Raw genomic sequence first — 12,496 nt, 5'->3', positions numbered from 1 at the left:
CGCTAAAGCCGGAACCGCAGCGACACCGCGCGGCCTTGTCGGTCAAGCGTCATCTGCACCCAACGGCCCGGATCGGTCAGCGCCTGTGCCACATCTGAGGGCTGCCGGATATCGCGGTCATTGATCCTGACCATAACGTCGCCGCGCCGGAGGCCTGCGCGGTTGCCATATTGCCCCGGGTCAAGCACCACCACCCCCTCGGTCGAGACCGAAAGCGCCATGCGCGCAATCACCGCCGGATTGACCCGCGCCACGGTTAGACCGGGCAGCACGGTGTGCTCGTCCAGTGTGGTTTCCTGCGCAGGTGGCTCATCCGGGGCCGGATGCATCGCCACATCGACCTGTTCCGAGACCCCAGCGCGATAGCGTGTAACCCTTGCGGTACCACCGATCCCGGCCACCGCCATGCGAAATTTCATCTCGGGCGGCGAGTTGACCTCCTGCCCATCCATGTGGGTGATGACATCACCGGGCTTGAACCCCGCCTTTGCAAATGGGCTCAGCGCGTGCAGATTCGAGACGACAAACCCGGTTGGCAGATGCAGCCCGAGCGACTCGGCAATATCGGCGGTCATCTGTTGCCCGGTCATCCCGGCCCAGGGTTGCTGAAACGCGGTCGCGCCGTCTTGCGCCTGGCGCAGGAATTCCGCCACCAGATTGGCCGGTATGGCAAAGCCGATGCCGTTCGAGCCGCCAGAGCGGGTCAGAATCGAGGTGTTGATGCCGATCAGATCGCCATTCACGTCCACCAGCGCGCCGCCCGAATTGCCCGGATTGATCGGCGCGTCGGTCTGCAGGAAATACCCCCGCGCATTGCCGGTCGCCGTGCCCGAACGCGCCAGCCCCGAGACGATACCGCTGCTCACGGTCTGACCCACACCAAACGGGTTGCCGATTGCCAGCGCCAGTTCGCCGACCTCGACCTGATCGGAATCGCGCAAGGAGAGACTGGGCAGCCCCTGTGCCTTTGACAGTTTCAGGATGGCGATGTCGCTTTCGCGGTCGCCCAGAACCACCTCAGCCTCGAATTCGCGCCGGTCAGTGGTGACGACCCGGATTTCGGTCGCCATGCCAACCACGTGATAATTCGAGACCACATATCCGTCTCCGGTCAGGATCACGCCCGAGCCCAGCGAGTTTTCGACCCGCTTGCGCGGCGCGGCGCGGCCCTGAAAGAAGTCACGAAAGAAGGGATCGGAAAACAGCGGGCTGGCGCGGCCCTGCCGGATGATCTTGGCATAGATGTTGACCACAGCCGGGGCGGCCTGTTTGACCACCGGGGCAAAGCCCAGCGAAATCTCGGCCTGCGTCACCGGAACGCGTGTCTCGGCAACCGTCAGCGAGGCCGGGACCAGCAAGAAAACGGTAAGCAGCGCGCGTAGCATTCCTGACCTCGTATCGTGCATCGTTCCAGCGATATGCGACGGGGGTGGTCGGAATGCAAGCCGCCCGGCAGGCGCTGCGGACCCTGCACAACGAAAAACCCCGCGCCAAGGGCACGGGGTTCCGAACTCACTCCATTTGGGGTGATTTATTCTTCGGCAGCCTCTTCGGCGGCAACGCGCGCCTTGTCGGCCGCGCCTTTGGCGTCCTGATCGCGGTCAACGAATTCGATGATCGCCATCGGGGCCATGTCGCCATAGCGGAAACCGGCTTTCAGGATGCGGACATAGCCGCCCTGACGGTCTTTGTAGCGCGGACCCAGAACGTCAAGCAGCTTGGCGACGTCCTTGTCTTCTTTCAGCTTGGATGCGGCCTGGCGACGCGCGTGCAGGTCGCCGCGCTTGGCAAGCGTGATCATCTTTTCGATGATCGGGCGCAGTTCCTTGGCCTTGGGCAGCGTTGTCTTTATCTGTTCATGTTCGATGAGCGAGCCAGCCATGTTGGAGAAGAGCGCTTTGCGGTGCTCATGTGTCCGGTTCAGGCGGCGGTAACCACGTGCGTGACGCATTTTCTAGTTCCTTCTTTTCACTTTTGCTTTGTCTGGCCCCCGATGCGTGTCAGGGGCTCTCCTTGGGGCGTGATTGCCCATACGTTCCCCGGAAATCCGGGCATTGGGGAAGACACGCCTAGAACGCGTCTTCGAATTTCTTTGCCAGATCTTCGATGTTGTCGGGCGGCCAGTCTTCAACATCCATGCCGAGGTGCAGACCCATACCGGACAGCACTTCCTTGATCTCGTTCAGCGACTTGCGGCCGAAATTCGGGGTGCGCAGCATCTCGGCTTCGGTCTTCTGGATCAGATCGCCGATATAAACGATGTTGTCGTTCTTCAGGCAGTTTGCCGAACGGACAGACAGTTCCAGCTCGTCCACTTTCTTGAGCAGCAGCGGGTTGAACTCCAGACCATCGTCTTCGTCCTGGCGGCCAGCCGATTCCGGCTCGTCGAAGTTGACGAAGATCGACAGCTGATCCTGCAGGATGCGCGCAGCGAAGGCCACGGCGTCATCCGGGGTGATCGAACCATCGGTGTCGATCTTCATGGTCAGCTTGTCATAGTCCAGCACCTGGCCCTCACGGGTCGGCTGCACGTCATAGGACACCTTCTTGACCGGCGAATAGATCGCGTCGATCGGGATCAGACCGATAGGCGCATCTTCAGGCTTGTTCTTTTCGGAAGAGACATAGCCCTTGCCGGTGTTGACGGTCAGTTCCATGAACAGGTCCGCACCATCGTCGAGGTGACAGATCACGTGCTCGCGGTTCAGAACCTCGATCCCGGCGCTTTCGCTGATGTCACCGGCGGTGACAACGGCGGGGCCCTTGGCATTGATCGACAGGCGCTTGGGCCCCTCGACTTCCATGCGCAGGGACACGCCCTTGAGGTTCAGGATGATGTCGGTGACATCTTCACGCACACCGGCAACGCTGGAAAACTCATGCAGAACGTTGTCGATCTGAACGCTGGTGACGGCGGCGCCTTGCAGCGAGCTCATCAGGATGCGGCGCAGCGCGTTGCCCAATGTCAGACCAAAGCCACGTTCCAGCGGTTCGGCCACAACGGTGGCCTGGCGCGCGGGATCGTTGCCCGGTTTGACGTCAAGCTGCGTTGGCTTGATCAGTTCTGCCCAATTTTTATGGATCATGTACTTCCTCCATTCCTGTCTGCGCCCCATGACCAACAAGGTGCAGACGCCCGAGGCTTAAAATGACGGACTGGGGCCGTGCGAAAACGCGGGCCCCAGCTTAATTCAAAGTCGCTTAGACGCGGCGGCGCTTCGGCGGGCGGCAGCCATTATGAGCGATCGGCGTCACATCACGGATCGACGTGATGTTGAAGCCCACGGCAGCCAGTGCGCGCAACGCAGATTCACGGCCCGAACCGGGGCCCTGCACTTCGACTTCCAGCGTCTTGACGCCGTGATCCTGGGCCTTCTTGCCCGCATCTTCGGCGGCCAACTGAGCGGCGTAAGGCGTCGATTTCCGCGACCCTTTGAAGCCCATCGTGCCAGCAGACGACCACGAGATCGCGTTGCCCTGCACATCCGAGATCAGGATCTTGGTGTTGTTGAAGGTCGAATTCACATGGGCCACGCCCGTTGCGATATTCTTGCGCTCTTTTTTCTTGGTACGAGTCTTTTCGCGTGCCATCGGTCAGACCCTCCTTATTTCTTCTTGCCGGCAATGGCCTTTGCGGGGCCTTTGCGGGTGCGAGCGTTGGTATGGGTGCGCTGACCGCGGACCGGCAGGTTGCGACGGTGGCGCAGGCCACGGTAACAGCCCAGATCCATCAGGCGCTTGATGTTCATCTGCACTTCGCGGCGAAGGTCGCCTTCGACGCTGTAATTGGCGTCGATATGTTCGCGGATGGCCAGAACTTCGGCATCGCTGAGCTCATTGACGCGACGGGCCGCGTCGATGCCCACGGCTTCGCAGATCGCTTTGGCCGAGGTGTTTCCGATACCGGTGATATAGGTGAGGGCGATAGGGACCCGCTTTGCAGTCGGGATGTTTACGCCGGCAATACGTGCCACGTGTCACTTTCCTTTTTCGTTGCGGTTCCGTAGTTCCGGAACCTTTTTTCACAACGCTTTACCGTGGCAGTGCCGCCAGAGGGTTCAGCATTTTTTCGAGGTGGTCTATGGGCAGACGAATCTGCCCGAAGGAATCATGTCCCCTAAGGGATGGGGGTGGGTAGAGGCTTTTGCGGGGATCGTCAACCCCCGCGCGACCCTAGCCCAGAATCGCCTCAATCGACGCTGTCACTTCCTTGATCTCTGCCAGTCCGTTGACCGGGCGGAGATCGCCCTTGGCATAGTAGTAGCCAATCAACGGCGAGGTCTTTCTGTAGTATTCCATAAGGCGCACCCGCACGCTTTCCGCGTTGTCATCCGCGCGCACCGGCTGACCGGCGGCGCGCGCCTGTTCCGCACGGTTGACGATGCGCTGTACCAAGGTCTCGTCATCGACTCGCATTTCGATCACCGTATGCAGCGACTGACCCAGCTTGGTCAGCAGAGCCGCCAGGGCATCGGCCTGTGCCAATGTGCGCGGGAACCCGTCGAAGATGAAACCGGCGCCCTTTTGCGTCGTCAGCTGTTCTTCGATCAGGCCGATGACGATCTCGTCGGTGACGAGTTTGCCCGCGTCCATTATTTCGGCAACTTTCTTGCCCATCTCGGTGCCGCTGGTGCGCGCCGCGCGCAGCATGTCGCCAGTGCTGAGTTGGACCATGCCGCGCGTCTCGACCAGATGCTGCGCCTGGGTGCCTTTGCCCGCACCCGGCGGGCCCAATAGAATAATGTTCATCGACGCGAGGGTCCCTTCCTGCTGCGTTTCTTGCTTTTGCCACGCAGCTGGGACTTTTCGATAAGCCCTTCATATTGATGCGCAAGCAGATGGCTCTGAACCTGCTGGATCGTATCCATGGTCACAGAGACAATAATCAGTACCGAGGTGCCGCCGAAATAGAACGGAATCGCGAATTGACCGCGCAGAACTTCGGGCAGCAGGCAGACAAGGGCCAGATATCCAGACCCCAAAACCAACACGCGGTTCACCACATATTCGAGATACTCGGAGGTCTTTTTGCCCGGCCGGATGCCCGGAATGAAGCCGTTCTGCTTTTTCAGGTTGTCGGCCACGTCATCGGGCTTGAACGCCACGTTGAACGTGTAGAAATAGGCAAAGAAGATGATCATCGACGCGAAGAACAGCAGGTAGAGCGGCTGACCGGGTCCGAAATTGGCCAGAAGCCAGGACATCACCGGACCGCTGGCAGCGCCAGACGAGAAGGTCGAGATCGTGACGGGCAGCAAGAGCAGCGAGCTGGCAAAGATCGCGGGGATCACGCCCGACGGGTTGACCTTGACCGGCAGGTGCGACGAGCCGCCATCATAGACCTTCATCCCCACCTGACGGCGCGGATACTGGATATGGATCTTGCGCAGGGCGCGTTCCATGAACACCACGAAGGTAATCGTCACGATCACCATCAGGATCACCGCGATGATCACGGCGGGGCTGAGCGCGCCGGACCGGCCCGAGGCCAGGAATTGCGCCAGAGCGGCTGGAACCTCGGCGATGATGCCAACAAAGATGATCAGCGAGATACCGTTGCCGATGCCGCGCGCGGTGATCTGCTCACCCAGCCACATCAGGAACATGGTGCCGCCAACCAGCGTGATCATGGTCGCCAGCCGAAAATAGAGGCCCGGATCAGTGGCCAGATCGCCCGCTTCCAGCGACACGGCAAGCCCGTAGGCCTGCACCGTGGCCAGCGCCACCGTTCCGTAGCGGGTATACTGGTTGATCTTCTTGCGGCCCTGTTCACCCTCTTTCTTGAGCTGCTCAAGCGAGGGTACCATGGCGGTCAGCAACTGAACGATGATCGATGCCGAGATGTAGGGCATGATGCCAAGGGCAAAGATGCCCATCCGCCCCAGCGCCCCGCCGGTGAACATCGACACCATGCCGCCGATGCCCTGCCCCGCCTGTTCCATGAACTGCTGCAGCGCCGCACCGTCAATGCCGGGCACCGGTATAAAGGTGCCAAGGCGATAGACGATCAGAAGGCCAAGCGTGAACAGGATGCGGTTGCGCAGATCGGTGGCTTTGCCAAGGGCGGACCAGCTTGTGTTGGCCGCCATTTGTTCTGCTGCTGATACCATTAATCGGTCTCTCTTGTGAAAACGCCGCCCGGAACCGTTTTCCGGCTCGGGCGGCGTCTTAGGAAAACTTGAGGCACTATGTAAGCGGGTCTTGGCCCGCTCACAAGCTGTTACTCTGCCGCGGCAGCGTTTGTGACCTTAAGTGAGCCGCCCGCTTTTTCGACCGCTTCAACAGCAGCCTTGGACGCGCCGGTCACTTCCAGGTTCACCTTGGCCGAAATCTCGCCTTTGGCGAGGATGCGGACACCGTCCAGCTTGCGACGCACCAGACCGCTGGCAACCAGCGCGTCTTCGGTGATGGCCGCCTTGGCGTCCAGCTTGCCGGCATCGACGAATTTCTGGATCAGACCCAGGTTCACAACAGCAAATGCCTTGCGGTTGGGCTTGTTGAAGCCACGCTTGGGCAGACGCTGATAGAGCGGCATCTGGCCGCCTTCGTAGCCATTGATGGCCACACCCGAACGGGATTTCTGACCTTTGATACCCCGGCCACCGGTTTTACCCGTGCCCGAACCCGGACCACGGCCAACACGTTTGCGGGGTTTGGTTGCGCCAGCATTGTCGCGCAATTCATGCAGTTTCATATCGCTTCTCCTTCGCCGGATGTGACCCCCGAAGCGGAATGGGTCAACCACAGCATTTCTTGATTTTGATTCCCGTGGTCCTTCGACCACCGCGCGTGCATAGTCCTAATCCGCCAATGACGCAACACCCGGTTTTCAACGCAGGCAGATACCCCGTCAGCCAAGTGCGACGCGCTTGCCCTTTGAAGCAAGTTCGCGTGTGGTTTGTTCCATTGGCCTGCCATGTTGAGTGGTTGGTACAGTCCGGCACCGATATTTGCAGACGGCGAATGCTCATTTAGCAGCCCGGCAGACGCTATGCTGCGGCAGGTTTAGCAAAGGCAAGAACGCACGGACGCACTGGGTTGAAGCTCGGGCTAGCTAGGCATATGCGGCCAGCAACGTCGGATTGCCGTTAAACTGTTCCAACTTCGGGGAAAAGTATGGATCTGGCTATGAGTTTCTGGTGACACCGGAGTCTCAAAAGGCCATCCATCCCGATGAAAGCATCGCGCGCGCCATGTGATCCTGGTGGGACCTGAATCTGACCGCTTCGTGGGCACCGTCAGCGCCAACTCGCTGCTGGATCGCGCGCTGAGCTCAGCCCCAAATTAACCGGAATCAATGCCTTGGCAGAGCATTCCACGCCGCACGGAGAGGCTGCATTCTCCGTTCCCGACCGGTACCGGCCATGGGTCGCTAAGGGCATTCTGATCCTCGTCCACCCTTTCGAACATTCTGAACAACATCCCTTTTGTCGCCACCACGATCCCACTGATCGAATCCACCGCCGACACCTTCGGCGGACCGGGCACGATCGAACCGCTGTGGTGATCGCTGGCACTGGGGGCCTGTCTGGGTGGCAACGGCACGCTGCTGGGCGCAAGCGCCAACTTGACCGTGGCGGCCTTCCCCCAAAAAGACCAAGCAATCGATCGGCTTCATCGCCTTCATCGACATCGCCTTTCCGATCATCACTCTGAAGCTGATGATCGCCAACATTTATATCTGGCTGCGATACTTCTGAGTTCAGCGCTCCGGCAGGTCTTTCAAAAAGGCAACGGGTGCTATCCACCTATGATCGCCTGATCACGCTTCACGCCCGTCACACCCAGAGGGAAAACGCCCGGCAAGGTCAGCGCGCATCCGCATCTGACGGACAGAAACGCGCACTCGAGGAGATCTCCGACTGCCAATCGGGCGGAGGTGAGCGGCGAACATCTGGTCAATTAAGGCTGTTCTCAACGCTATTCCCTTCTATTTCAACGGCTTCGCACGGTCGCGCAAAAAAATGCACCCTTGGTGGAATCGCCCTTGTATTTCCGTCGCTTGCACGGATATACCCGTCGGCGGAGACGTGGCCGAGTGGTCGAAGGCGCTCCCCTGCTAAGGGAGTAGGCGGGAAACCGTCTCGAGGGTTCGAATCCCTTCGTCTCCGCCACAGGCTTTTCCCGCAGGGAAACGCCATCGAAACCCAGATCAAAGAGATTGGCGGCAGTCGCTTCGGAGAAGCGATGAGAACCCGCGCAGGTCGATCTACTGTTCGTCAGGCCCGCCGCCTGCCACATTGTTCAACTGTGCTCAATGCTGTTTAAGCCTTTATGGATCTGTTTTTGTTGATTTATCTGTGTTCATTCTCACGGTCTATTTTCTTCGACCAGGTGTCAGATTGAGTACCAGTCAGTCCAGAAAACCACGTGTATCTGGACAGCAAAACAGAATTCGTTGCCCTAGGCCTTGCATCAAATAGCCTCAAAAATAGTCGTTTTTCTCAAAGCCAACGGGCACTTGAGAGCGTTTTCCTTGAAAACTCTGATTTGTTCGTCAAACTCCTCGCATGAATGAATACTTTGATGAAATGTTCGAAGGTGATGGATCACTCAGAGGTCCATTCGAAGAGATAGGCCGTTGGTTCAATGCAGAAGATGCGTCACGGCTAAGATCCAAACAGCGCGAAGCGGAGGAAGTGTTCAGGCTGACCGGCATCACTTTCAACGTTTACGGCAAAGCCGAGGCAGAGGAGAGGTTGATACCGTTTGATATCGTGCCGCGTGTGATTTCCGCGCGGGAGTGGCAACGCCTGGAGCGTGGTATCGAACAGCGTGTCCGGGCAATTAACGCCTTTCTCCACGATATCTACCACCGTCAGGAAATTGTCCGAGCAGGGCGGGTGCCTGCGGCGATGATCGCTGAAAACGTCGCGTTCCTGCCACAGATGCTGGGCGTTTCGCCACCCGGTCAGGTCTATACACATATTGTTGGCATTGATCTGGTACGCACCGGGCCCGACGAATTCTATGTGTTGGAAGACAACGCGCGCACCCCTTCGGGGGTCAGCTATATGCTCGAAAATCGGGAAACGATGCTGAAGATGTTCCCCGAGCTGTTCAGCGCCACCAACGTCCGGAATGTTTCGGATTATCCACGAAACTTAAGACGGTCCCTTGCCGCCTGCGCTCCGAACTGCGCAGAGGGAGAGCCCACTGTCGCGGTGCTGACCCCTGGAATTTATAACTCGGCATATTACGAGCACGCTTTCCTAGCGGATCAGATGGCCGTGGAGCTTGTCGAAGGACATGATCTGCGCGTTGTCGACGGGCGTGTCTGTATGCGTACCACCCGAGGGTACCGGCCCATTGACGTCCTCTATCGTCGGGTTGATGACGATTTCCTGGATCCTTTGAACTTCAATCCAGACAGCGCGCTCGGCGTTCCTGGCATTCTGGACGTGTATCGTGCCGGCGGCATCACGATCGCCAACGCGCCGGGTACGGGTATTGCCGATGACAAGGCGATTTATTCCTACATGCCTGAAATCGTTGAATTCTATACGGGCGAAAAGCCTCTGCTAAAAAACGTGCCGACCTGGAAGTGCAGCGATCCCGAGGCTCTTTCCTACGTTCTCGATAATCTGTCCGAACTTGTGGTGAAGGAAGTGCATGGTTCTGGGGGCTATGGGATGCTGATTGGTCCGACGGCCAGCAAGAAAGAAATTGCCGCATTCCGGGACAAGCTCAAGTCGCGGCCAGCGAACTACATCGCGCAGCCCACGTTGTCATTGTCGACCGTTCCGATTTTCACGCGATCCGGATTGGCGCCAAGACATGTCGATTTGCGTCCCTTCGTTCTGGTTTCTCCGGATGGGATCAAAATCACACCGGGCGGATTAACCCGGGTCGCACTCAAGAAAGGGTCGCTGGTCGTGAATTCCAGTCAGGGCGGCGGAACCAAAGACACCTGGGTTCTGGAGGACTAAGCCATGCTGGGAAAAACTGCTGGTGGATTGTTCTGGATGTCCAGGTATCTGGAACGGGCAGAAAACACGGCCAGATTGCTGGAAACCGGTCAGCGGATGGCTTTGACGCGAACCCAGAACTCGGTAGAGGAATGGGGGTCTGTGCTGAAGACAGCCGGCGTGCTTGATGAATATCTCACCAAGTACGAAGAGGTCACCAGAGACAATGCCGTGGATTGGGTCCTGCGCGATGCGGATAACTCATCCTCGGTGAAATCAGTGATCAAACAGGCCAGAGTTAACGCGCGTCTTGTACGGACGGCGCTAACCCATGATGTCTGGAACGCGGTGAACGCCACCTGGATGAAAATCGACGCGGCAACGAAACGCCGTGTGAACGAACGGGATTTGCCAGGGATTCTCGAACTGGTCCGCCAGCAAGCGGCCCTGGTTCGCGGGGCCACACTTGGCACCATGCTTCGCAATGACATGTTTGACTTTACGCGCATCGGCACATTTGTCGAACGCGCCGACAACACCGGGCGCATTCTGGATGTTAAGTATTACGTCCTGTTGCCCACGGCTTTTGCGGTCGGGTCTTCTCTGGACAACATCCAGTGGGAGAGCATTCTGCGGTCGGTGGGTGCGGGTGGCGGGTATCGGATAACGCATGGTCAGAAAACAACCCCGTCCGACATCGCTCAATTTCTCATTCTGGACCAGCGCATGCCGCGCAGCCTTCATTTCTGTTGCCGAAAGCTTCAGGAAAACCTGTCTTATCTCAAGAAGGACTATGGCTTTTCGGGGCCTTCATGTGAGGCGTCCACTGCGCTTTATGAAAAGTACCTCGACCAGCCGATCGCCGACATCTTTGACTTTGGCCTGCATGAGTACATCCAGGATTTTCTCAACGATCTCTCAAGCTTAAGCCGCCAGATCGAAATTGACTACCGGTTCTATGAGTAGCAAATGAAACTGCATATCAGACACGAAACCAGATACGATTTCGACGCGCCTGTGCCCTTCGGGCTTCAGCAGCTGCGGAAAACGCCCAAATCCTTTCGCAATCAGAGCATCATAAGCTGGAGCACCCAGGTCATCGGCGGGCGCAAAGAGCTGAGCTTTGAAGACTACCACCGCAACACAGTTGAGTTGATAAGTTTCGAGACGAATACCCAAAGTGTCACGTTGATCTCCGAGGGTGCCGTCGAAGTGGAAGATACACATGGCATCCTGGGGCGCCACGAAGGGTCTGTACCGCTCTGGCTCTTCAAGCGCAGCACACAGCAGACGAAACCGGGAAAAGGTGTTGCTGAACTGGTAAGGCATTTGCCGCAAGGCGAACCTCTTGAGCAGATGCATGCATTGTCCGAGAGCATTCGGGCGCGTGTGAAGTATGAGATCGGAAGCTCTCATCCGGACTGGAGCGCCGAGGATGCTATCGAAGCTGGCAGCGGCGTTTGTCAGGATCACACCCATATTTTTATCACCTGCGCCCGCCAGGTTGGTTTGCCCGCGCGCTATGTCTCGGGCTATCTGATGATGAACGAAACCGAACTGCAGGACGCCACCCATGCCTGGGCCGAAGTGCATCTGGATGGGCTGGGATGGGTTGGCTTCGACGTGTCAAACGGAATTTCTCCTGACAATCGATATGTTCGTGTCGCAACCGGTCTGGACTATGCGCAGGCTGCCCCGGTAATAGGAAACAGAATTGGGACAGCGGGTGAGCAATTGAAAGTACAGTTGCAGATCGCACAGCAGTAACGGAGACCACTATGACCTATGCTGTGGGGATGCGGCTGAACCGCGGACTGGTTTTTATGTCCGATACACGCACGAATGCGGGCGTAGACAATATCTCTACCTTCAACAAGATGTTCAACTGGACGGTGGAAGGCGAACGGTCGATCACCCTTTTGACGGCCGGCAATCTGGCGACTACGCAGGCCACGGTAAGCGTGTTGGAAGAGCGGACAAAAGCACCTGAGGATCGCGCACCGTCCATCCTTGAAGCACCCACAATGTTTCAAGTCGCGCAATTGGTGGCGGAAACCCTAAGCGACGTTATTGCACAACATGGGCGGTTGGGTCAGCAGGCCGACAGTGCATTTCATGCCACGCTTATTCTGGGTGGGCAGATCAAGGGCGGACCATCGCGCCTGTTTTTGATCTATCCCGAAGGCAACTTTATTGAGGCTGGCGACGACACCCCGTTCTTTCAGATCGGAGAGACAAAATATGGCCGACCGATCTTGGTGCGCGCCTACGATCCCGAAATGAGCTTTCCAGAGACTGTCAGACTCTTGCTTGTCAGTTTCGACTCAACGATCAAAGCCAACTTGTCCGTTGGAGCCCCGCTCGATCTACTGCTTTACGATGAGGGCAGCCTCGAAGCAGGCCGACGCACGAGCTTCGGAGCTGATGATCCGTATTTTCGAACGATTTCCGAAGGCTGGGGCGACGCGCTGAAATCCGCTTTATCCAAGCTTCCAAAGTACAGCTTTGACTCAACAACAGGCGATTGAATGAACGCGTTGTCCGCGCATCTGACATCTGCTCCTAGCCTTCATTGTGAATAAAGAACT

12 protein-coding genes and 1 tRNA gene are annotated in these 12,496 nt (G+C 57.9%); 5 read left to right on the top strand and 8 right to left on the bottom strand.

The features are described 5' to 3' along the window. Positions 1–2: 2 nt before the first annotated feature. From AB1E34_RS07315 to rplO, 8 genes are all read right to left on the bottom strand, one after another. Positions 3–1,385, bottom strand: a complete 1,383-nt coding sequence (locus AB1E34_RS07315; protein WP_372571681.1) for a trypsin-like peptidase domain-containing protein — start codon at positions 1,383–1,385, stop codon at positions 3–5. A gap of 146 nt (positions 1,386–1,531) precedes the next feature. After that, positions 1,532–1,951 carry a 50S ribosomal protein L17 gene (gene rplQ / locus AB1E34_RS07310; RefSeq protein WP_372571680.1) on the bottom strand — a complete coding sequence of 140 codons (420 nt, stop codon included), beginning with the start codon at positions 1,949–1,951 and terminating at the stop codon, positions 1,532–1,534. A gap of 118 nt (positions 1,952–2,069) precedes the next feature. Continuing rightward, entirely contained in the window at positions 2,070–3,086 is a 1,017-nt protein-coding gene (locus AB1E34_RS07305) for a DNA-directed RNA polymerase subunit alpha (protein WP_372571679.1), read from the bottom strand. A gap of 115 nt (positions 3,087–3,201) precedes the next feature. Continuing rightward, entirely contained in the window at positions 3,202–3,591 is a 390-nt protein-coding gene (gene rpsK / locus AB1E34_RS07300; protein ID WP_372571678.1) for a 30S ribosomal protein S11, read from the bottom strand. A gap of 14 nt (positions 3,592–3,605) precedes the next feature. Next, positions 3,606–3,974, bottom strand: a complete 369-nt coding sequence (gene rpsM / locus AB1E34_RS07295; protein WP_372571677.1) for a 30S ribosomal protein S13 — start codon at positions 3,972–3,974, stop codon at positions 3,606–3,608. Positions 3,975–4,173: 199 nt separating this feature from the next. Further along, positions 4,174–4,749 carry an adenylate kinase gene (locus tag AB1E34_RS07290; protein WP_306202061.1) on the bottom strand — a complete coding sequence of 192 codons (576 nt, stop codon included), beginning with the start codon at positions 4,747–4,749 and terminating at the stop codon, positions 4,174–4,176. Further along, positions 4,746–6,110, bottom strand: coding sequence for a preprotein translocase subunit SecY (secY, locus tag AB1E34_RS07285; RefSeq protein ID WP_372571676.1), 1,365 nt, complete (start codon positions 6,108–6,110; stop codon positions 4,746–4,748). Before secY ends, AB1E34_RS07290 begins: the two co-directional genes overlap by 4 nt. Positions 6,111–6,220: 110 nt before the next feature. Then, positions 6,221–6,694 carry a 50S ribosomal protein L15 gene (gene rplO, locus AB1E34_RS07280; RefSeq protein ID WP_372571675.1) on the bottom strand — a complete coding sequence of 158 codons (474 nt, stop codon included), beginning with the start codon at positions 6,692–6,694 and terminating at the stop codon, positions 6,221–6,223. Between the two features lie 1,330 nt (positions 6,695–8,024). Between rplO and AB1E34_RS07275 the strand changes: the two genes are divergently transcribed. The 5 genes from AB1E34_RS07275 to AB1E34_RS07255 all read left to right on the top strand — a co-directional run bounded on the left by AB1E34_RS07275 (position 8,025) and on the right by AB1E34_RS07255 (position 12,436). Continuing rightward, positions 8,025–8,114, top strand: a tRNA-Ser gene (locus AB1E34_RS07275). A gap of 396 nt (positions 8,115–8,510) precedes the next feature. Continuing rightward, on the top strand, positions 8,511–9,929 hold the full coding sequence (locus tag AB1E34_RS07270; protein WP_372571674.1) for a circularly permuted type 2 ATP-grasp protein: 1,419 nt from the start codon (positions 8,511–8,513) through the stop codon (positions 9,927–9,929). A 3-nt stretch (positions 9,930–9,932) separates the two neighbouring features. Continuing rightward, entirely contained in the window at positions 9,933–10,874 is a 942-nt protein-coding gene (locus AB1E34_RS07265; protein WP_372571673.1) for an alpha-E domain-containing protein, read from the top strand. Between the two features lie 3 nt (positions 10,875–10,877). Next, entirely contained in the window at positions 10,878–11,675 is a 798-nt protein-coding gene (locus tag AB1E34_RS07260) for a transglutaminase family protein (protein ID WP_372571672.1), read from the top strand. A gap of 11 nt (positions 11,676–11,686) precedes the next feature. After that, the gene (locus AB1E34_RS07255; protein WP_372571671.1) at positions 11,687–12,436 is read left to right on the top strand and encodes a proteasome-type protease; all 750 of its coding nucleotides are present in this window, start codon (positions 11,687–11,689) and stop codon (positions 12,434–12,436) included. The last annotated feature ends 60 nt before the right edge of the window (positions 12,437–12,496 follow it).

This window comes from Ruegeria jejuensis (assembly GCF_041537905.1).
GTDB lineage: Bacteria > Pseudomonadota > Alphaproteobacteria > Rhodobacterales > Rhodobacteraceae > Ruegeria_C.
This window is presented reverse-complemented; position numbering and strand designations above follow the sequence as displayed.

Bases quoted from the DNA above. Each gene is read 5' to 3' on its own strand.
- AB1E34_RS07270 (WP_372571674.1), top strand. From the start codon at position 8,511: ATGAATGAATACTTTGATGAAATGTTCGAAGGTGATGGATCACTCAGA.
- AB1E34_RS07290 (WP_306202061.1), bottom strand. From the start codon at position 4,749: ATGAACATTATTCTATTGGGCCCGCCGGGTGCGGGCAAAGGCACCCAG.
- rplO (WP_372571675.1), bottom strand. From the start codon at position 6,694: ATGAAACTGCATGAATTGCGCGACAATGCTGGCGCAACCAAACCCCGC.
- AB1E34_RS07255 (WP_372571671.1), top strand. From the start codon at position 11,687: ATGACCTATGCTGTGGGGATGCGGCTGAACCGCGGACTGGTTTTTATG.
- AB1E34_RS07315 (WP_372571681.1), bottom strand. From the start codon at position 1,385: ATGCTACGCGCGCTGCTTACCGTTTTCTTGCTGGTCCCGGCCTCGCTG.
- AB1E34_RS07260 (WP_372571672.1), top strand. From the start codon at position 10,878: ATGAAACTGCATATCAGACACGAAACCAGATACGATTTCGACGCGCCT.
- rpsK (WP_372571678.1), bottom strand. From the start codon at position 3,591: ATGGCACGCGAAAAGACTCGTACCAAGAAAAAAGAGCGCAAGAATATC.
- AB1E34_RS07265 (WP_372571673.1), top strand. From the start codon at position 9,933: ATGCTGGGAAAAACTGCTGGTGGATTGTTCTGGATGTCCAGGTATCTG.
- secY (WP_372571676.1), bottom strand. From the start codon at position 6,110: ATGGTATCAGCAGCAGAACAAATGGCGGCCAACACAAGCTGGTCCGCC.
- rplQ (WP_372571680.1), bottom strand. From the start codon at position 1,951: ATGCGTCACGCACGTGGTTACCGCCGCCTGAACCGGACACATGAGCAC.
- AB1E34_RS07305 (WP_372571679.1), bottom strand. From the start codon at position 3,086: ATGATCCATAAAAATTGGGCAGAACTGATCAAGCCAACGCAGCTTGAC.